Consider the following 20,596-nt stretch of genomic DNA (forward strand, 5'->3'; position numbering starts at 1 on the left):
GGCGGCCTCAGGCCCCGCGCAGGGACGTGACGGCCTCCTCGGCGGTGGGGTGGAAGGCGAAGACCTGGTCGAGCCCGGTGATCTCGAAGACCCGGGTGAGGTCGGGGTTCAGCCCCGCGAGCACGATCCTGCTCCGGGCCGCCTGCGCCCGGCGGTAGCCGGCGATGAGCACGGTGATGCCGGTGGAGTCGCAGTAGTTCAGCTCCGTCACGTCGAGCACGGCGCCGCCGCCGGGGGCCAGCGGCAGGGCTTCCAGCGCCTCCCGCAGGCGGGGGGCGGTGTGGTAGTCGAGGTCTCCCGCGACGCGCAGGACCGGGACCTCGGCCTCCTCGGACGGGAGGTTGACGGTGAAGGTGTGGTCGGTCACCGAAGAGGCTCCTGTCCGGACGGTTCGGCACGGCGGGGCACGGAGAGGGCCAGCAGCGCCGTGTCGTCGCTGACTCCCGCGCCCAGTTCCGTGAGCAGTTTATGGATGTTCGCCAGCAGATTATCCGCTCCGTCGAAGGGCGTGCTGGTCAGATGCGCGGTGAGACCCTCGTCGCCGAGCATCGCCCCGTCCGGGGTTCGTGCCTCGGTGAGGCCGTCGGTGTACAGCAGGAGGGCGTCGCCCGGGGCGAGGCGCACGTCGGCCTGCGCGAAGCGCGGTTCGGGCAGTATCCCGATGAGCTGCCCGCCCGGGGTGTCGACGGCCTCGACCGTGCCGTCCGCGCGGACCGCCAGGGCGGGCGGATGGCCGCCCCCGGCCAGCGTCACGGCGAACGAGCCGTCCGGTTCGGGGTCCAGGACCCCGAACAGGGCCGTGCAGAAGCGGGGGTCGCTCTGGTACTCCCCCTTGAGGACGGAGTCGAGGTTGCCGAGCGCGGCGCAGGGGTCGGGCTCGTAGATGGCGGCGGCGCGCAGCGTGTAGCGGGTGAGGGAGGTCAGGGCGGCGGCCTCGGCGCCCTTGCCGCACACGTCGCCGAGGAAGAACGCCCAGCGGCCGTCGTCCAGGGGGAACAGGTCGTAGAAGTCGCCGCCGACCTCGTCCTGGGAGACCGGGTGGTACGCGGCGGCGGCGTCGAGGCCGGGCACCTTCGGCAGGGCGGGCGGCAGCAGGGTGCGCTGCAGGGTGCGCACCAGGCGCTCGGCTCCGGTGCGCATGGTGCGCTCGGCCGTGATGGTGCAGATCGACGACAGCCGCAGTTCCAGCTCCTGGGCGACCAGGGCCGCCAGGTCCGTCAGGATGGCCAGCTGGTCCTCGGACGCGTCGCGGGGACGGGTGTCCAGCACGTTGACGGTGCCGAGGCGGTGTCCGTCCGCGGTGGTGATGGGGGCCGCCGCGTAGAACCGCACGCCCATCTCGCCGTGGACGAGCGGGTTGGCGGCCGTCCTCGGGTCGGTGAGCGCGTCCCTGACGACATACGGGCCGCCGTGCAGGATGGCGGAGGCGCACAGCCCGGGGTCGCGGTCGATCTGCGAGACGCCGTGCAGGCCGTGGGCCGCCTTGAACCAGATACGGTCGCTGTCCACGATGGCCACGGTGGCGATCGGCGCGCCGCAGCTGCGTGCGGCGAGGGAGGCGATGGTGTCGAACGTGCCGTCGGGCGGGGTGTCGAGGATCCGGTAGCGGCGGACGGCCGCGAGCCGCTCCCGTTCGGCGGCGGTGGGGGCGGGCGCGGGTTCGAGGTGGCGGGCGTGCTCCGTCACCGTCACCTCCTCTGGTCGGGACCGTGGCGGCAGTCCCGCCAGAAAAAGGGCTTTACCCTGTTTGTACTGCTTATCACGTAAGTAATGACCTGGACGCGCGGCCGCGACGGCGGCGGCGCGCCGCGGAAAGGCGCGGCACGACGGACGTCCAGGTTCTGGCGAAACGGTTGTTGCCTCCGGGTCATCCGGGGTAAAGGCAGGGCCATGCGGGGAGCGGGCGCGGCGGGCGTCCGCCGGATGCGGTAGGTGATCGCCTTAATGGAAGAGGGGTGCGGTGGCGCTTTCGGAGGACGCCGAGCGTTCTGAGGAGGCCGGACGCGAGCCGCGGGCGGGGGCCGGCGTCTTCTCCGCCGACAGGGAGATCGGCCCCGATCTCGCCGCGGTGGACTGGACGGCGACGCCGCTCGGCCCTCCGGACGGCTGGCCGCAGAGCCTGCGGACAGCGGTCGACATCCTGCTGTCGTCCCGCTTCTCGATGTGGATGGCCTGGGGGCCGCGGCTGACCTTCTTCTGCAACGCCGCCTACCGGCGCGACACGCTCGGACGCAAGTACCCGTGGGCGCTGGGCCGGCCGGCCCGCGAGGTGTGGACCGAGATCTGGCCCGACATCGGACCGAGGATCGACACGGTGCTCGGCACGGGGAACGCCACGTGGGACGAGGCCCTGCTGCTGTTCCTCGAACGATCGGGCTACCCCGAGGAGACCTACCACACCTTCTCCTACAGCCCGCTGCGCGACGACGCGGGCGACGTGGTGGGCATGCTGTGCGTGGTCAGCGAGGAGACCGAGCGGGTCATCGGCGATCGGCGGATGACGACGCTGCGCGAGCTCGGCTCCGACCCCAGCGTGATCCGGACCGAGGAGGAGACGCTGGCCTTCGTCGACCGGCAGCTCGACCGCAACCGGAAGGACCTTCCCTTCACGCTGACCTACCTGTTCGAGGACGGCGGGACGGCACGGCTCGCCGGGGCGACCGGCGTCGCCCGCGACCATCCGGCCGTCCCCGCCGCGATGTCGGCGGACGAACCCGGCGGAATCTGGCCCGCGGCGGTGCTCACGCGGGGAGAATCGGTGCTGATGCAGCTCGATGATCCTCGGTTCGGGGTCCTGCCCTCGGGGGACTGGCCCCAGCCACCCGACCAGGCCCTGGTGGTGCCGCTGCCGCGGCAGGGCAGCGCGCCGTACGGTTTCCTGGTGGCCGGGCTCAACCCCTACCGCCAGCTGGACGACGCCTACCGCGGTTTCGTGGAACTGGCGGCCGGGCACGTCGCGGCGGGCATCGGCAGCGCCCGCGGCTACCAGGCGCAGCGGCGGCGCGCCGAGGAACTCGCCGAGCTCGACCGGGCCAAGACGACGTTCTTCTCCAACATCAGCCACGAGTTCCGCACCCCGCTGACCCTGATCATGGGCCCGGTGCAGGAACTGCGCGCGAGCCTGGAGGGCGCCGGCGAGCAGGTGCACCGCGAGCTGGACGTCATCCACCGCAACGGGCTGCGCCTCGGCAGGCTCGTCAACTCGCTGCTGGACTTCTCCCGCATCGAGGCCGGCCGGATGCAGGCGCGGTACGAGCCGGTCGACCTTCCCGAGGTCACCGCCGAGCTGGCCAGCGTCTTCCGCTCCGCCGTGGACAGGGCGGGCCTGGCCTACACCGTCGAGTGCGAGCCGCTCCCCGAGCCGGTCTACGTCGACCGCGACATGTGGGAGAAGGTGATCCTGAACCTGCTGAGCAACGCGCTGAAGTTCACCTTCGACGGGGCGATCCACGTCCGGGTCGGCGTCGAGGACGGCCGGGCGCTGGTGACGGTGGCCGACACCGGGGTCGGGGTCGCCGAGGACGAGGTGCCGCGGCTGTTCGAGCGGTTCCACCGCGTCGCGAACACCCGCGCACGGTCCAACGAGGGCAGCGGCATCGGCCTGGCCCTGGTCAAGGAGCTCGTCGGCCTGCACGGCGGGACCATCGACGCCGCGAGCACCGAGGGCGAGGGCACGCGCTTCACCGTCCGGCTGCCGTTCGGGAGCGACCACCTGCCTCCCGGCGCGGTCGCCCCGCCGCGCTCCTCCACGGCGGCGTCGGTCACCGCCGACCCCTACGTGCAGGAGGCGCTGCGCTGGCTGCCCGCCGAGCATTCCGGCGGGGACCCGAACTCGACCGACCCGACGCCGCCCGAGCCGGTCCCGGTGCCCGCGCCCGAGGTCCCGGCGCGGGTGCTGGTCGCCGACGACAACGCCGACATGCGCGAGTACCTCACCCGGCTCCTGCGCGGCGCCGGCTACGAGGTGGAGACCGTCGCCGACGGCCGGGCGGCCCTGCGGGCGGTCCGCGAGGGCGGGATCGACATGGTGGTCAGCGACGTCATGATGCCGTACGTGGACGGGCTGGAGCTGGTCGCCGCCCTGCGCGGCGACCAGCGCACCGCCGCCCTGCCGGTGCTGCTGCTGTCGGCCCGCGCCGGCCAGGAGGCATCGATCGAGGGCCTTCGGGCGGGCGCCGACGACTACCTTCTCAAGCCTTTCGCCGCCGCCGAGCTCCTGGCCCGCGTGCGGGCGAACGTGGAGCTGGCCCGGCTGCGCGGTCACCACGCTCGGTGGCGCACCGCGCTGGTCGACTCCCTCCAGGAGGCGTTCTTCGTCTGCGCGGAGGACGGCGGCGTCGTCGAGTTCAACACCGCCTTCACCGACATCCTCGGCTACGAGGCCGCCGGGCTGCCCTATCCCCCGAAGCCTCCCTGGTGGCCGGACGAGAAGACCGACTTCGAAGCGCACCGGCAGGTCGCCCAGGCCTTCGAGAGCATGCTCGTGCGGGAGCGCGGCACCTTCGACGTCCCCGTCAGGCACCGTGACGGCCATCGCGTCTGGGTCAGCGTCGCCTTCAACCACGTCCGCGACCCCGAATCCGGCCGGCGGGTCATCGTCGGCACCTTCCGGGACGTCACCGCCGACCACTACGCCATCCAGCGCGAGAGCGCCCTCGCGGCCCTCAGCATGCGCCTCACCGAGGCCGTGAGCCTGCGCGACACCCTGGTCGGCGCGCTGGAGGAGCTGCGGGACCTCTGGCACGCCGAGCGGGTGATGGCGGCCGTCTTCGGCGGCGGACCGCCGGAGCTGACCTCGACCGAGCCGGGGCAGAGCTGGCAGGACCTGTCCGAGGAGCGCCGCGGGGAGCTGGCCGCGCTGCGCGAGCACCCGCCTCTCACCCCCGTCGCCGAGCACCCCACCGCGATCACGCTCGAACACCCCCGGGGCACCCTCGTCCTCTGGATCGACCTGACCGAGCGGCGCCCGTTCACCGACCAGGACCGGCTGCTGCTGTCCCTGCTCGCCGGACGCCTCTCCCAGGGGCTCTCCCGCGCCAACCTGATCGACCAGCAGCGCGACACCGCCCTGGCCCTGCAGCGCGCCATCCTCGGGCCGTCCGAGCTGCCCGACGGGTTCGCCGTCCGGTACGAGCCGGCGGCGCGGCCGCTGGAGGTCGGGGGCGACTGGTACGACATCTTCGCCCTTCCCGACGGCCGCATCGGGATCATCGTGGGCGACTGCGTCGGCCGCGGGCTGGAGGCCGCCACCGTCATGGGCCAGCTGCGCAGCGCCTGCCGGGCCCTCCTGCTCCAGGACGCGGGCCCCGCGGGGACGCTCACGGCCCTGGACCGCTTCGCCGCCGGCGTCCCGGGGGCCCGCTGCTCCACCGTGTTCTGCGGCGTCCTCGACCCCGCGACCGGCGACCTCACCTATTCGAGCGCCGGGCATCCGCCCGCCATCCTCGCCCGGGCCGACGGCACCACCCAGCTGCTCGAAGGCGGCAGGTCCGTCCCGATCGCCGTCGGCTCCCCGCGGCCCCGGCCGGACGCCGCGACCACCATCCCCGCCCGGGCCACCGTGCTGCTGTACACCGACGGCCTCGTCGAACGACGCCGCCGCTCCCTGAACGAGGGCATCGAGCGGGTCGGGCACGCCGTCCAGGAGGGCGGCGAGCGGGGGGTGGACGAGCTCGCCACCCACATCATGACGAGCCTGGCCCCGCCGGGCGGCTACGACGACGACGTCGCGCTGATGCTGTACCGGCACCCCGCGCCGCTGGACGTGAGCTTCCCCGCCGAGTCGGCGCAGCTCGCCCCGCTGCGGGAGGCGCTGCGCGGCTGGCTGGCCCAGTGCCAGCTCCCCCGCCGCACCGCCCAGGGCGTGCTGGTCGCCGCCGGCGAGGCGTGCGCGAACGCCGTCGAGCACGGCCGGCCCGCCGCCGGAGTGCACACCGTCCGGCTGCGGGCCGAGGCCTTCGTCGACCAGCTGCACCTGACCATCGCCGACACCGGCCGGTGGAAGCCGCCCGGAGGGCCCGACGCCGACCTCAACCGCGGCCGCGGCACCGCCCTGATGCGGGCGCTGATGAGCAAGCTCACGATCACGCCCGGCCCGGACGGCACCACCGTCCACATGCACACCTGGATTGGCTCATGAGCACACCCCTGACCCTCAGGTCCGCCCGGCGCCCGGACGGGAGGGCGCTCGTGACGGCCGTCGGCGAGATCGACATGAGCAACAGCGGGGCCCTCGCCACGGCGCTGGACACCGCCCGCGAGGACGGGGGCGAACTCGTCCTCGACCTCACCGCGGTCGAGTACCTTGATAGCGCGGGGCTGAGCGTCCTGTTCGCCCATGCCGACCATCTCGAACTGATCGCTCCGGTTCTGCTGGAACCGGTGCTGACCCTCTCCGGCCTCCCGGAGCTGGCCACCGTCCGCCTCGCCCCGCCCGACGCCGCAGCGCCCGGTACCGACCACCCCTGACGTGCCCGGCGCGCCGACGGCGCAGGGCCCCGACCCAGAGAAAGCGGAACGACGTGGAGGCAACGCCATGGCCGAGGTGACCGGCCACGCGCGGAACGGCTGGACAGTGATCACGATGACCGGGGATCTGGCACTGGACACCGCGCAGCAGGCCGAGCAGCGGATGCGCGGCCTGCGCAGCGAGCACGGCGAGCACCTGGTGCTCGACCTGAGCGGGCTGCGGTACCTGGACTCGGTGGGCCTCAGCCTGCTGATGCGGTTCTACCTGGCGGCCGAGGGACGCGGCGGCAGCGCCGTACTGGCCGGACCGCTGCAGGACGCGGTCCGGCGCGTCCTGCAGATCACGCACGTCGACGAGCGCCTGACCATCCACCCGACCCTGGACGCAGCGCTGGCCGAGTCGCTGCCGCCGGGTGCGGGGCGCAGCGGGTGAGCCCTGCGGCGCGGGCGCCGGGAACGTCTACGCATCACTTCCGTTACAGGAAATATTATTCCGCAAAGATTCCTCGTATGATGACGCTCTGAGCACGGCCTCCCCCTCCCCGGCGGCGGATCCCGCCGACCGGCGCACACCGCGCGCCCGCGGCGGGGAAGGCGGACGCGGGAAGGGGAGGCGGGCGGATGGAGAGGACGCCGAGGCGGCGCGACGACAAGCCGTGGACGTTCCTGACCAACCACGCGCGGGTTCTGATCGCCATCGCGCGCGACCCCGGCCTCCGGGTCCGCGACGTCGCCCAGGACATCGGCATCACCGAGCGCGCGGCCCAGCTGATCATCACGGATCTGGAGGAGGCGGGGTACCTCACCCGCACCCGGATCGGGCGCCGCAACCGCTACACCGTCAACGCCGACCGCCCCTTCCGGCACCCCGCCGAAGCCGACCACGACGTCCAGGTCCTCATCGAGCTGTTCGCGGGCGATGACACGGCCCCCGGCAAGGGCGGTGACACAGGGCCCGGCGCGGGCGGTGACACAGCGCCCGGCGCGGGCAGTGACACAGCGCCCGGCGCGGGCGGTGGTCCGCGCGGCGAGGCCGGCGTTCCCGCTCAGGCGCGAAGCCGGTAGAAGGTGCGCCACGGGAGGGGACCCGTCCGGACGGGTCACGGGCACCGGTGCGTTACGGTCGCGGTCGGGCAGGTCACGGACGACGCGGATGCGTCGCGCGGCGGTGCGCCGCGGATGCATATTTGCCATAAGGCAACTACTATCGGCGCGGCACCGGCGGGTCGGAGGGGGGAAGGGCGGTGGACGGACTGATGTCGCAGGGTCTTGAGGCGGCCGGCCTCGGGGCGCGCCCTTCCGCGCCGCCCGGACCGCGCATGCCGATCGCGATCACCGGCGCCGCCGACGGGGAGCCGGAGCTCGGGCCGCTGCGGGTCCTGCTGGTGGAGGACGACTCGGCCGACGCGCTGCTGGTGGAGGACACCCTCGCCGACACCGGGCTGCGGGCGTCGCTGCAGTGGGTGCGTTCGCTTCCCGAGGCGCGGGGCCCGTTGTCGGCGAACCCCATGCCCGACTGCGTGCTGCTCGACCTGCACCTGGGCGAGTCGCAGGGCCTGGCGGTGCTCCGGCAGGTGCTGGAGTGGGCGCCGGGCGCCGCGGTGGTGGTGCTGACCGGGCTCGCCGAGTCTCAGGCGGGCACCTCCGCGATGGCCGCCGGCGCGCAGGACTACCTCTCCAAGGACCAGCTGGAGGCGGATCGGCTCGGGCGGGCGATCCGGTACGCGGTGCAGCGGCGCCAGGTCCAGCAGGCGGTCGCGGCGCTCCAGGTCCAGCAGATGCGCGCCCAGGAGAACGCCCGGCTGGAGCGCGGGTTGCTGCCGCGGCCGAGGGTGTCCAATCCGCGCCTGCGGGTCGTCTCGCGGTACCGCCCCGGGCGGGCCCACTCCCTGCTGGGCGGGGACTTCTACGACGTGGTGGAGACCAGCGACGGCCTGGTGCACGCGGTGATCGGGGACGTGGCGGGGCACGGTCCCGCCTCGGCGGCCCTGGGCGTCAGCCTGCGGGTGGCGTGGCGGTCGTTCGTGCTGGCCGGAACGCGCGGAGCGCGGGTGGTCGAACTCCTGGAGGAGCTGCTGGCCGGGGAGGACGGCGGCTCCGAGATGTTCGTCACCCTCATCACGGCGACCCTGTTCCCCGACCGCTCCGTGGCGCGGGTGGTCCGCGCCGGGCACCCCGGGTTCCTGATGCACGGCAACGGCGAGGTGCGGCTGGTCGAGCCGCCGGGCGGGCTGGGCGTGGGCATGGTGCCCGGACTGGCCGGCTGGCGCGAGCACGAGATCCCCCTGCCGCCGGGCGCCTCGCTCGTCCTGTTCACCGACGGGCTGTTCGAGGGCCAGATCGACGACGAGGGCCGCCGCCTCGACCTGACCGGCCTGCTCCGGCTCGCCCAAGGCCACCGCGCGCTCTCCCCCGGCGACTTCGTCGACACACTCATCACCGACGTCGAGGCGGCCTCGCTCCAGCACGGCGGGCTGGCCGACGACGTCGCCGTCATTCACCTTGGATGGACCCCCACATGAGCACACCGCCCCTGACGGTGCGGGACGCCGAGACGGCCGAATCCGCCGATCTCGCCGCACCGCCGCCGGCGAGCGGCCCCCCGCCGCGGCGGGGACTGACCGTCCGCGCCTGGTTCATGCTGGCCGCGCTGCTGATCGTCGCGCTCACCGTCACCGGCGCCGCGGTGGTCCACAGCCTGCTGGAGGAGACCGCGCGGGCCTCGGACCGGCTGGTGGACAGGATCGCGCCGGCGCAGGTCGAGGCGAGCCGGATGCAGATGGCCATGCTCAACCAGGAGACCGGCGTGCGGGGCTACGCCCTGGCGGGGGACCGGCAGTTCCTGCAGCCCTACACCGACGGGCTGGCCACCGAGCAGCAGTCCTCCGCGCGGCTGCGCCGGCTGCTGGCCGACGAGCCCGCGCTGCGCGCCGACCTCGACGCGACCGGGCGGGCGATCGACGCGTGGCGCCGCGACTACGGCGCCGTCGTCATCGACCAGGTCCGCGAGCAGGGCTCCGGCGGCGAGGCGGCCGCCACCGCGGCCCGGGGCAAGCCCGCCTTCGACCAGGTCCGTGCCACCTGGGCGGTCCAGAACCGCCACCTGAGCCAGGTCCGCGCCGAGAGCCGCGCGGACCTGCGCCACACCCGCACGATGCGGGACTGGACGCTGACCACCCTGTTCATCGCACTGCTGGCGACCGCGGCGCTGCTGGCCATCCTGCTGCACCACGCCGTGGACCGGCCGCTGCGCATGCTCCGCTCCGCCTCACGCCGGGTCGCCGACGGAGACTTCACCCATGTCATCGGCGCGCACGGCCCCGCCGACGTCCGCGACGTGGCCCTCGCCGTGGAGGCGATGCGCGGCCGGATCACGATGGCTCTGGAACAGTCCACCGAACGCGAGCGCCTGCTCCAGAGCCGCACCGCGGAGCTGGACGCGCAGACCGTGGAACTACGCCGCTCCAACGCCGAGCTGGAGCAGTTCGCCTACGTCGCCAGCCACGACCTGCAGGAGCCGCTGCGCAAGGTCGCCTCGTTCTGCCAGATGCTGGAGCGCCGCTGCTCCGACCAGCTCGACGACCGCGGCCGCCAGTACATCGCCTTCGCGGTGGACGGCGCCAAGCGCATGCAGGTGCTGATCAACGACCTGCTGACCTTCTCCCGGGTCGGCCGCCTGCACCAGCACCAGCGGACGCTCTCGCTGGGCGAGCCGCTCGACGAGGCGCTGGCCAACCTCGACGGCCCCCTCACGGAGTCCGGCGCCCGCGTCGAGAGGCCCGACGACCTCCCGGAGCTCACCGCGGACCCCACGCTCATGGTGATGCTGTGGCAGAACCTGATCGGCAACGCGGTCAAGTTCCGCTCCCCCGACCGCGAGGCGGTCGTCCGCGTCACCTGCGAGCGGGAGGACGGGCACTGGCACCTGACCGTCACCGACAACGGGATCGGCATCCCCGCCGAGTACGCCGACAAGATCTTCGTCATCTTCCAGCGGCTGCACAGCCGCGACGCCTACGCCGGCACCGGCATCGGCCTGGCGCTGTGCAAGAAGATCGTCGAATACCACGGCGGCCGGATCTGGCTCGACCCCGACCGCGAGGAGGGCTCCCGGTTCCACTTCACCCTCGCGGCCGACGACCCGCCCGCCGCGCCCTCCGGCGCGGAGGCCTCCGACGACGCCCCCGACGGCCGGACCGCGGACGGCGCCGGCGCGTCCGCGGACGGCACGCCCGACGCCGACGTTCCCTCCCCGACCACCGACCTCCAAGGAGCCAGTTCGTGACCAGCACCGCCGTCCAACCCATCACCGTCCTGCTGGTCGAAGACGACCCCGGCGACGAGCTGATGACCCGTGAGGCCTTCGAGCACAACAAGGTCGGCAACACCCTGCAGGTCGTCCGCGACGGCGCGGAGGCCCTGGACTTCCTCTACAAGCGGGGGGAGCACGCCGACGCGCCCCGTCCCGACCTGGTCCTCCTCGACCTGAACCTGCCCAAGCGCGACGGCCGCGAGGTCCTCGAAGAGATCAAGTCCGACCCGGAGCTGGCCTCCATCCCGGTGGTGGTGCTGACCACGTCGTCGGCGGAGGAGGACATCCTGCGCAGCTACAAGCTGCACGCCAACGCCTACGTCACCAAGCCCGTCGACTTCGACCAGTTCATCAAGGCCATACGGCAGATCGACGACTTCTTCGTCACGGTCGTCCGCCTCCCCACCCGCCACTGACCCCCGTGTACTTCGACGGCTTCACCCTGGACCGGGTAGACGTCGGCGACGCCACCCTGCGAGTGCGGCACGGTGGGACGGGACCGGCCCTCCTGCTGCTGCACGGCCATCCCCGGACGCACGCCACCTGGCACAAGGTCGCGCCGCTCCTCGCGGACCGGTTCACTGTGGTGTGCCCGGACCTGCGGGGATACGGGAAGTCGTCCAAGCCGCCGACCGACGCCGACCACGCGCCGTACTCCAAGCGCGCGATGGCCGGGGACATGGTCGCCCTCATGCGGGCCCTCGGCCACGGGTCGTTCGCCGTCGCGGGGCATGACCGCGGGGCCCTCGTGGCGTTCCGGACGGCGATGGACCATCCCGCCGCCGTCACCGCGCTGATCCCCATGGACGGGCTGCCGGTGGTCGAGCACCTGGAGCGCTGCGACGCCCGTTTCGCGGCCCGGTGGTGGCACTGGTGGTTCTTCGGGCAGACGGACAAACCGGCGGAGCGGATCATCAGCGCCGACCCCGACGCCTGGTACACCGCGACCGGCGAGCACATGGCCCCCGAGGCGTGGGCCGACTTCCGCGAGGCGATCCACGACCCGGCGACCGTGCACGGCATGCTGGAGGAGTACCGGGCCGGACTGGGCATCGACCGGAGGCACGACGAGGACGACCGCCGTGCCGGTCGCCGCGTCCAGTGCCCGGTGCTGGTGCTGTGGTCGGCCCGCGACGACCTGGAGGAGATCTACGGCGATCCGGTGCGGATCTGGCGGGCGTGGGCCGACGACGTCCGCGGCGGTCCCATCGACTCCGGCCACCACATGGCCGAGGAGGCCCCCGGGCCCGTGGCCGGCGCGATCGGCGCCTTCCTCGACCGCCACGCCCGCTAGGGCCGGACGGAGACCCCGCCGCCAGGGAGACGCCCGGCATGCCGCGTGAGCCCGGCGAGATCGGGTGGTCCGGGTGGTCCGGGTGGTCCGGGTGCCGACGGATTATTGCCTAGCGCAAAGATCAGGGCGATCGCCCTCCGACCCGGGATCTCCGCCGCCGGCGCATTGCGATGCCCTTGCGGCCCTTGGGCGAGACCGGTCAGGAATCGAGAAGCGCGGGTGAAGAAGCCGCGGCTAGCGTGACCGGTATGGACATCACCATTCACACGAGCTTCCTCCCGCACGACGACCCGGACGCCTCGCTGGCCTTCTACCGCGACGCGCTCGGCTTCGAGGTCCGCAACGACGTCGGCGGCGGCAGGATGCGCTGGATCACGGTGGGGCCGCCCAAGCAGCCCGACACCTCGATCCTGCTCGCGCCGCCGACCACCGATCCCGGCATCACCGACGACGAGCGCCGCACCATCGCCGAGATGATGGCCAAGGGGACCTACGGCTGGATCCTGCTCGCCTCCCCCGACCTCGACGACACCTTCGACAGGGTGCAGGCCGCGGGGGCCGAGGTCGTCCAGGAGCCGATCGAGCAGCCGTACGGGGTGCGCGACTGCGCGTTCCGCGATCCCGCGGGGAACCTGATCCGCATCCAGGAGCGGCGCTGACCCCGGCGAACCGCGGCCTCGGCCTGGCGCGCCGTCCGGTCAATGGCACTAAGTCCCAGTCGTGGCGTCAGATCCTGTTCATAGAAACTTGGCGGCTTTGTATCGACTACGCCCCTCCGCAAGGTCATCATGACGGCTGGTCGCCCTCGATCCGGGCGCGGTCCGGGTCCGGGGGAAACGTCCCCTTCGGGACGCACTCGTTCGTAGGAGGTACCTGTGCTCAGGCAGCGCTCCCGGCCGTCCTGGACGAAACGAGCCGCCGTCACCCTGGCGGCCGCGACATGCGCGACGGGCGTCACCGCCACCGTCCCGGCAGGCGCCGCGGTCTACGGCTCCTGCACGATCTCCCGCTGCTCCGACGGCCGGTACGCCGCCTCGGTGTGGGCCGGCAAGGGCTGGCCGTCCAGCTCGGGCTGGTACTCCTGGCCTGACGGCCGGTACAACTACACTGGCGGCGTCTACCACAACTACGACGGCCAGCTCCCGGTCGGCGTGTCCTACCACGAGTACGACGTCTACTCGCGGGCGAAGGGCGCCTCGCGCGACGCCTACCGGATCGTCCACAGCAGCACCGGCACCGTCTACTTCTCGCCGGACCACTACTCCAACTTCTACAAGCTCTCCTAGGAAGGGACCCGTCCGATGACCACGCCGCCGCACTGGCTGACGCTGACCAGCGATCCGGTGCGCGCGGCCGTCGACGGGCACGCGTGCCGCACCCGCGCCGCCTTCTTCCGGGAGGCGGCGCGGGCCCTGGCCTTCCCGGACTACTTCGGCCACAACTGGGACGCGTTCCTTGACTGCCTGCGCGACCTCGACCGGCCCGCCCTCACCGTGGCCCGCGCCGACGAACTCCTGGCGGACGAGGACCCGCGGCACCTCGCGATCCTCCTCAGGATCCTGGCCGAGTGGGAGGTTCCCACGACCCTCGCCGCCGCCCCGGAGCGCATGCCCGTCCTGCGCACCCGACTGGCCGCCGCACTCCCCTGAACTCCCCGCCGCCGAACGGCTATGGTTCCTCACTGCTGCTCTCCCCCGCTGTCGGAATGGTTGGAGCGTCGGTGGTGCGAACGCGTCTGCTCGCACAGGTGCGGGATCGGGTCGACCGGTTCAACGCCGAGCGTGATGCGACCCTGGTCCTGGCCCCCCGGGCCGTCGCCGACGCGGTGGACCTGATCTGCTCGGTCCCGGACCCGGTGGACGACGTCGAGGTCGCCCAGGCGGCGGGCTGGCTGTTCTGGCTGCGCTTCGCCGCCCGCGGCTCGACCGAGGGCGAACCGGACCTCACCGTCGCCCTGGACCTGCTCAATCCGGTGCACCGGCTGGTTCCGGCCGCGGTCCCTCCGTTGATCGGCGAGCTGTTCGACCGCGATCCCCCGGACGCCCCGGACGGCGGCGGGCTGCTGGCCCGCCTCGGCCGGATGCTCTACCGGGACACGCTCGCCTCGCAGGACCCCGGCCTCCTGGACCGCGCCGTCGAGCTGTTCCGGCTGGCGGCCGACGCCACCGGGCCGGGCCACGCCGAGCACGGCCGCTGCCGGACCAACCTCAGCAGCGCGCTGCTGACCCGCTTCGAGCGGACGGGCGCGCCGTCCGACCTGGAGGAGTCGATCACCTTCGGCCGGGCGGCGGTGGAGGCCGCCGGGCCGGGCGACCCCGAACGCGCCCTCTCCCTGTCCAACCTCGGCAACGCCCTGCTGACCCGGTTCGAGCACCTCGGCGGCGAGGCGGACCTCGACGCCGCGATCGAGGCCGGGCAGGCCGCGGTCACCGGCTGGCCCGACCACCCCGACCGCGCCGCCATGGCCTCCAACCTCGATCTCGCCCTGCGGACGAGGGAGGCGCTGGCCCGCCGGGTCACCGAGCTGGACGAGCTGATCGACCTGGCGCGGGACGCGGTGATCACCACCGCCCCCGACCACCCCGCGCACGCCGGGCAGCTGTCGCAGCTCGGCCACGCGCTGCTGGCCCGGTTCGACCGCGCCGGGGACCCGGCGGACCTGGACGAGGCGGTCGAGGCCCATCGGGAGGCGGCGGCCGTCGCCGAGCCGCACGACCCCGGACGTCCCGACCACCTGTCCGACCTCAGTGACGTCCTGCGGATCCGGTCCGTCCAGACCGGAGACGAGCGCGACCTGGCCGAAGCGGTCGAGGCGGGGCGTGCCGCGGTGGCGGCCACCCCCGCCGACGATCCGGATCTGTGCGGGCGGCGGTCCAACCTCGCCAACGCGCTGTGCGAGCTGCACCGGCGCACCGGCGGCCGGAGGGAACTGGACGAGGCGGTCGCGCTCGCCCGGCGGGCCTCGGCCGCCACCCCGCCGGACGATCCCGACCGGCCCTCGCGCCTGTCGAACCTGTGCGACATCCTCCGCGTGCGGTTCGAGCGCACCGGAGAGGATGCCGACATCGACGCCGCGGTCGAGGCTGGGCGCGCCGCGGTCGCCGCCGCGCCGCCCGGCCACCCGCACCTGGCGGCCTACCTCGGCAACCTCGGGGCGGCCTCGCTGTCCCGGTTCCGCGGCACCGGCGCCCAGACGGACCTGGACCAGGCGGTCGACGCGCTCCGGATGGCGGTGGCCGCCTCGCCGGACGCGAGCCCCGACCGCGGGACGATGCTGGCGAACCTGGGCGGCGCGCTGCAGATCCGGTACGACTCCCTGCGGCGCCGCGAGGACATCGACGAGGCGGTCGACGCCTGCCGGAAGGCGGTCCTCGCCACCCCGGCGGGGCACTCCAGCCGGGGCGTGCGCCTGTCCAACCTCGGCACGGCCCTGCAGGCCCGGTTCTCGATCAGCGGGGAGCGGGCCGACATCGACGAGGCGGTCGAGACCGTCCAGGCCGCCGCGGCGGCCGTCCCCGAGGGCCACCCGCGCCGTGCCGCGGTGCTGTCGAACCGCGCGCTCGTCCTGCACCGGCGGTTCGAGCGCACCGGCGAGGCCGCGGACGTGGACGCGGCGATCGGCGCCGCCCGCGCCGCGGTCAACGCCATCGACCCCGACCATCCCGACCGCGCCGGCTACCTGGCCAACCTGGGCCAGGCGCTCGGCGCCCGGTTCGCCCGCGCGGGCGCCGGACCGGACCTCGACGAGGCGCTCGCGGCATGCCGGGAGGGAGCGGCGGCCGAGGCCGCTCCGCCCCGCGTCCGCGCGGTCGCGGCCGCCCGCCGGGCCAGGCTCGCCGCCGAGGCCGGACGTTGGGAGGACGCCGTGTCCGCCTACACGACGGTCGTCGACCTGATCGGACGGACGGTCCCGCGCGGCCTCGAACGCCGCGACCAGGAGATCCTCCTCGGCGACATGGGCGGGATCGGTTCGGACGCCGCCGCCTGCTGCGTGCGCGCCGGGCAGGTCGAGCACGCAGTCGCGCTGTTCGAGCAGGGACGCGGGCTGCTGCTCGGCCGGGCGCTCGATACCCGCACCGACCTCTCCGAGCTGGCCGAGCGCGACCCGGATCTGGCCGGGCGGTTCACCTCCCTCTGCGCGGAACTCGACCGTTCCGCGCCCCCGGTGGGAGTCCCCGGCAGCGGCGCCGACCCGGCGCCCCAGCCGTCGGTGGAGCGCCGCGCCGCGGCCGCGGCGTTCGACCGGCTCGTCGCGGAGATCCGGGAACTTCCCGGCCTCGACCGCTTCCTGCGCCCGCCCGCCGTCCGCGACCTCGCACCGGCCCGCGGCCACGTCGTGATCGTCAACGTGTCGGACTTCGGGTCGCACGCGCTGGTCCTCGACGCCGGCGCGGGCGTCGCGGCCGTGCCGCTGCCCGCGCTCACCCCCGACGCGGTGACGGCGGAGGTCGGCGCGTTCCTGGCCGCGGTCGAGGAGATCGGCGCGGGGAGCGCCAGAGCGTGGGCGGCCGGGCAGCACCGGATGTCGCGGACGCTCGAATGGCTGTGGGACGCGGTGGCCGGTCCGGTGCTCGACCACCTCGGCATCGGCGGGCCGCCCCAGGACGGCGCGCCGTGGCCGAGGCTGTGGTGGTGCCTGTCAGGGCTGCTGTCGTTCCTCCCGGTGCACGCGGCGGGTTACCACGGCACCGCGGCCGGCGAGACCCCGGCGACGGTCGTCGACCGCGTCGTGTGCTCGACGACCCCGACCCTCCGGGCCCTGACCCACGCGCGGCGCGACGCGGCGGACACGGCGCCGACCGACGGTGACCGGGCGGTCGCCGTCGCGATGCCCGGCACCCCCGGCGGCCGGTCCGACCTGCCGGGCGCGGAGGCCGAGGCGGCGCTGGTCGGCCGGCGCTTCCCGGGCCCGGTCGACGTCCTCACCGGGCCGGCCGCCACCCACGAGGCGGTGCTCGCGGCTCTGCCCAAGGCCCGGTGGGCGCATTTCGCCTGCCACGGGCACAGCGACCTCGCCGACCCGTCGTCCGGCCATCTGCTGCTGGCCGACCACCAGACCCGGCCGCTGACGGTGACGGACCTCGCCGGGCTCCGCATGGACGGCGCCGAACTCGCCTTCCTGTCGGCGTGCTCGACCGCCCGGCCGGGGGCGCGCCTCGCGGACGAGGCGATCCACCTGGCGTCGGCGTTCCAGCTCGCCGGCTACCGGCATGTGATCGGCACCCTGTGGCCGATCGGGGACCGGCACGCCGTCGACATCGCCGACCTCGTCTACACGGCCGTCGCGGACGGCGGCGACGTCGCCGGCGCGGTCCACGCCGCGACCCGGCGGATGCGGGACCTGTGGCCGGAGTACCCCTCGGTGTGGGCGTCGCACGTCCACGTCGGCGCCTGACCGGCCCGCCGCGCTACGGGGCGAGGCCCTCGAACGGGCGGCCCAGCAGGATCTCCGCCGCCTGCCGCGGGTAGTCGTCGTCGTCCGGCGCCATGAGCACGACCCGCGACGTGCCCGGTCCCCCGCCGGGAAAGGCATGGCAGTGGACGAGGAAGGGCGGCGGGCCGGAACCGGCGGGCCCCTCGGTCGGCGCGGCGTCCCTCGTCTCGAAGAGGAACCGGCCGTCCGTGACCGTCACGAGGGCGATGCCGTGCGCCCGCGCGAAGGCCACGGCGCCGCTCTGGTACGTGGCGGTGGACACCATGACGCCCTTGTGCGCGCCGACGCTCTGGACCTTCTGGTGAAGCACCTGCACCAGCTCCCGCTTGATCGGGTTCCGGTGGTGCTTGGCCTCGACCACGACGAGGAAGTCCATGCCCGCGAAGCCGTAGCGGACGGTCGCGTCGAGGTCGTAGGTCCCGTCGGAGCCGGCCACCTTCTCGTGCAGCGTGACGCTCAGCCCGCTGACGTGCGGGGCGGCCGACCCGAGGAGCCGATCGGCGACGAACTCCTCGAACTCCGCGGGGGTGATGCCGGCCCGGGCCCCGGACGGCGGCTCCGCGCGGACCTCCTGATCGCTCACGGTCGGATCCTACGAGTTCACTGCTCCCGCCCGCTGACCCACACGGCGATCTGGGTGCGGGACGAGTAGCCGAGCTTCGCGAGGATGTGCTCGACGTGCGAGTCGGCGGTGCGTTTCGCGATCGTCAGGCGCTCGGCGATGCCGCGATTGGACAGCCCCTCGGCCACGAGTTCCGCGACCTGCCGTTCCCGCTCGGTGAGCGGGGACCCGCCGCCGTCCGCGCCTTCCTCGCCCCCGGGAACGGGCTCGTCCAGCGCCTCCGCGATCGCGCGTGTCAGGGGAAGCCGCTCGCCCTCCTCGAACGCCGCGCGGTACCGCGCCTCGCCCAGGGCCTCCACGGTCTTGTCGATGTGCACGTCCCGGAGGACGGCGTGGTAGGGGCCGAACCAGGACGTCCGCGTGGACTCGCGCATCCGGTCCGCGGCGCCGAGCAGCCGGGCGGCCCGGACGTGGTCGCCACCGCTGCACAGGCAACCGGCGATCGCTTCGAGGCCCAGCGTGATCCCCAGCCGGTCGCCGAGGTCGCGTTTGGTGCGCAGCGACCGGCGGAGCCGCCGCATCGCCCCGTCCAGGTCGCCGGCGAGCCACAGGCTGAGCCCGCCCACCAGCATCCCGTAGGAGCGGACCCAGAACTCCCCGCGCTCCTCGCCCGCGCGTACGGCCCGGTCGGCGTGCGCGACGGCGGCGGAGAAGTCGTTCTCGAACAGGTGCGCCGTGCCGCGGAAGATCTCGACGAGCAGCCCGAGCACGTCGTCGTACCCGGTCTCCCGGTACAGCTCGTCCGCCCTGTCGAGCCGCTCCAGCGCCAGGGCGAAGTCGCCCGCGAACAGGGCGAGGAGCCCCTGGCCGGTGCGGGCGTCCGCGGCGGCCGCCCGATCGCCGTCCGCCCGGGCCTGGGCCAGCGCCCGTTCCAGCAGCTCGCCGCCCCCGGCGAGGTCGTTCTGCATCGTGCTCGCCATGGCCGCCATCGTGAGCAGTCCCGACCAACCGGGGCCCGTCGTGTCGCGGGTCGCGAGCAGCCGGTCCATCCAGTGGCGGCCCTCGCCCGGCACGCCCTTCAGCACCCAGAACCGCCCGAGGGTCTCCATGGCGCCGCGGACCGCGTCCGCGTCGGCCGTCGCGAGCACCCTGCCCAGCGCGTGGCGGACGTTGGCGCGTTCGCGGTCGAACCAGTCCAGCCACCGGACCTGCTCAGGGCCGGTGAGCTCCTCGCGGGCGCGTTCCAGCCGTCCGGCGTACCAGGCGAAGCAGCGGGACCGGAGCCGGACCTCCTCGCCGCCTCCCCGCGCGGCGAGGCGCTCGGCGCCGTACTGCCGCAGCGTGTCGAGCATCCGGTAGCGCACCCGGCTGCCGCGGTCGGCGCGCTGCACGATGGACTTCTCCAGGAGGTCCGTCAGCACCTCGGCGACGTGCTCGGCGTCCAAGCCGTCCCCGGAGCAGACGTGCTCGGCGGCGGCCAGGTCGAAGTCGGCCGCGAACACCGACAGCCGCGCCCACAGGAGCCGTTCCTCGGGCGAGCAGAGCGCGTGGCTCCAGTCGACCGTCGCCCGCAGGGTCTGGTGGCGCCGCAGGCCCGTCCGCCGCCCCCGGGCCTGGAACAGGTGGGTGCCGAGCCGGCCGAGCACCTGGTCCAGTGAGAACACCCGCAGCTGGACGGCGGCGAGCTCGATCGCGAGCGGGATGCCGTCGAGGCGGGTGCACAGGCGCACCACGGCGTCGCGGTTCGCGCCCGTGAGCGTCCATCCCTCCACGGTCGCCGCCGCGCGCTCCGCGAACAGGGTGACCGAGTCGCACTCCCGGCCGTCCGCACCGGCGTCGTGGGCGGCTCGCGGCCCGCCCAGCGGCGGAACCGTGAACGTGTGCTCGCCCATGACGTCCAGCGACTGCCGGCTGGTCGCCAGGACGCGCAGCTCCGGCGCCGACCGCAGCAGCGCCTCGCACAGCTTCGCGCACTCGTCGACCATGTGCTCGCACGTGTCGAGGACGAGCAGGATCCGCAGGTCGGCGAGATGGTCGGCGAGCAGAGCGTCGGCGGGCCCGTCGCCGCGCTCCCCCACCCCGAGCGCCTCGCAGATCGCCTGCGCGAGAAGGGAAGGCTCGCTCAGGCCCGACAGGCAGACGAAGAACACGCCGTCGCGGAAGGCGTCGCGCGCCAGGTCGGCCGCCCGGACCGCGAGCCTGGTCTTGCCCACGCCGCCCGACCCGGTCAGGGTGACCAGCCGGTGACCGTCGATCAGCCGCCGCGCCTGCTCCAGTTCCGCCTCCCGGCCGATGAAGCTGGTGAGCTCCGCGGGCAGTCGTCCCGTCTGTCGTTCCAGCGTCGCGGTCAGCGGCACGGCGTCTCCAGTCAGCTATCGCCGGGGTTACCGGCTCCAGGGGTGACCTGAATTGTAGTCATACCAATACGCACTGCTACGACTTTCCTAAAGTCCGATCGGCCCTCGAATCGGTACACGGATCGGTGTATCTACCGATGCCGGCTCCCCGGCGGCCCGGCAGGATGGT

General features: G+C 73.9%; 16 protein-coding genes. 12 read left to right on the forward strand and 4 right to left on the reverse strand.

What is annotated here, in order from left to right; translation table 11 throughout:
- Positions 1–7: 7 nt before the first annotated feature.
- Positions 8–367, reverse strand: coding sequence for an STAS domain-containing protein (locus AB0C87_RS17525; RefSeq protein WP_345171994.1), 360 nt, complete (start codon positions 365–367; stop codon positions 8–10).
- Positions 364–1,686 carry a GAF domain-containing SpoIIE family protein phosphatase gene (locus tag AB0C87_RS17530; RefSeq protein ID WP_360578445.1) on the reverse strand — a complete coding sequence of 441 codons (1,323 nt, stop codon included), beginning with the start codon at positions 1,684–1,686 and terminating at the stop codon, positions 364–366. The genes AB0C87_RS17525 and AB0C87_RS17530 overlap by 4 nt, the downstream gene beginning before the upstream one ends.
- Positions 1,687–1,960: 274 nt before the next feature.
- Here AB0C87_RS17530 and AB0C87_RS17535 point away from each other — a divergent pair, with 274 nt between their 5' ends.
- From AB0C87_RS17535 to AB0C87_RS17590, 12 genes are all read left to right on the forward strand, one after another.
- A complete protein-coding gene (locus tag AB0C87_RS17535; protein WP_360578447.1) occupies positions 1,961–6,139 on the forward strand; it encodes a SpoIIE family protein phosphatase in 4,179 nt (1,392 codons plus the stop codon).
- Entirely contained in the window at positions 6,136–6,468 is a 333-nt protein-coding gene (locus AB0C87_RS17540) for an STAS domain-containing protein (protein WP_345171988.1), read from the forward strand. The genes AB0C87_RS17535 and AB0C87_RS17540 overlap by 4 nt, the downstream gene beginning before the upstream one ends.
- A gap of 67 nt (positions 6,469–6,535) precedes the next feature.
- Complete coding sequence (locus AB0C87_RS17545) at positions 6,536–6,901, forward strand: STAS domain-containing protein (RefSeq protein ID WP_345171986.1); 366 nt, start codon at positions 6,536–6,538, stop codon at positions 6,899–6,901.
- A gap of 188 nt (positions 6,902–7,089) precedes the next feature.
- Positions 7,090–7,533 carry a winged helix-turn-helix domain-containing protein gene (locus AB0C87_RS17550; RefSeq protein WP_360578449.1) on the forward strand — a complete coding sequence of 148 codons (444 nt, stop codon included), beginning with the start codon at positions 7,090–7,092 and terminating at the stop codon, positions 7,531–7,533.
- A gap of 254 nt (positions 7,534–7,787) precedes the next feature.
- Positions 7,788–8,990 (forward strand): SpoIIE family protein phosphatase, encoded by a 1,203-nt coding sequence (locus AB0C87_RS17555; RefSeq protein WP_345171982.1) that lies wholly within the window; start codon positions 7,788–7,790, stop codon positions 8,988–8,990.
- A complete protein-coding gene (locus AB0C87_RS17560; RefSeq protein WP_360578451.1) occupies positions 8,987–10,753 on the forward strand; it encodes a CHASE3 domain-containing protein in 1,767 nt (588 codons plus the stop codon). The genes AB0C87_RS17555 and AB0C87_RS17560 overlap by 4 nt, the downstream gene beginning before the upstream one ends.
- Entirely contained in the window at positions 10,750–11,196 is a 447-nt protein-coding gene (locus tag AB0C87_RS17565) for a response regulator (protein ID WP_345171976.1), read from the forward strand. Before AB0C87_RS17560 ends, AB0C87_RS17565 begins: the two co-directional genes overlap by 4 nt.
- A gap of 5 nt (positions 11,197–11,201) precedes the next feature.
- Positions 11,202–12,074, forward strand: a complete 873-nt coding sequence (locus AB0C87_RS17570; RefSeq protein WP_345171974.1) for an alpha/beta hydrolase — start codon at positions 11,202–11,204, stop codon at positions 12,072–12,074.
- Between the two features lie 248 nt (positions 12,075–12,322).
- The gene (locus AB0C87_RS17575) at positions 12,323–12,733 is read left to right on the forward strand and encodes a VOC family protein (protein WP_345171972.1); all 411 of its coding nucleotides are present in this window, start codon (positions 12,323–12,325) and stop codon (positions 12,731–12,733) included.
- Positions 12,734–12,949: 216 nt separating this feature from the next.
- Complete coding sequence (locus AB0C87_RS17580) at positions 12,950–13,360, forward strand: ribonuclease domain-containing protein (RefSeq protein ID WP_360578453.1); 411 nt, start codon at positions 12,950–12,952, stop codon at positions 13,358–13,360.
- Positions 13,361–13,375: 15 nt separating this feature from the next.
- Complete coding sequence (locus AB0C87_RS17585) at positions 13,376–13,723, forward strand: barstar family protein (protein WP_360354810.1); 348 nt, start codon at positions 13,376–13,378, stop codon at positions 13,721–13,723.
- Between the two features lie 71 nt (positions 13,724–13,794).
- A complete protein-coding gene (locus AB0C87_RS17590) occupies positions 13,795–17,469 on the forward strand; it encodes a CHAT domain-containing protein (protein ID WP_360578455.1) in 3,675 nt (1,224 codons plus the stop codon).
- Between the two features lie 13 nt (positions 17,470–17,482).
- Here the strand turns inward: AB0C87_RS17590 and AB0C87_RS17595 are convergent, their stop codons facing one another.
- Positions 17,483–18,091 carry a restriction endonuclease gene (locus AB0C87_RS17595; RefSeq protein WP_360578457.1) on the reverse strand — a complete coding sequence of 203 codons (609 nt, stop codon included), beginning with the start codon at positions 18,089–18,091 and terminating at the stop codon, positions 17,483–17,485.
- Between the two features lie 17 nt (positions 18,092–18,108).
- Positions 18,109–20,427 carry a LuxR C-terminal-related transcriptional regulator gene (locus AB0C87_RS17600; RefSeq protein ID WP_360578459.1) on the reverse strand — a complete coding sequence of 773 codons (2,319 nt, stop codon included), beginning with the start codon at positions 20,425–20,427 and terminating at the stop codon, positions 18,109–18,111.
- Positions 20,428–20,596 lie beyond the last annotated feature (169 nt).

Origin of the sequence: Actinomadura sp. NPDC048021 (assembly GCF_040653135.1) — a bacterium.
Classification (GTDB): Bacteria; Actinomycetota; Actinomycetes; order Streptosporangiales; family Streptosporangiaceae; genus Spirillospora; species Spirillospora verrucosospora.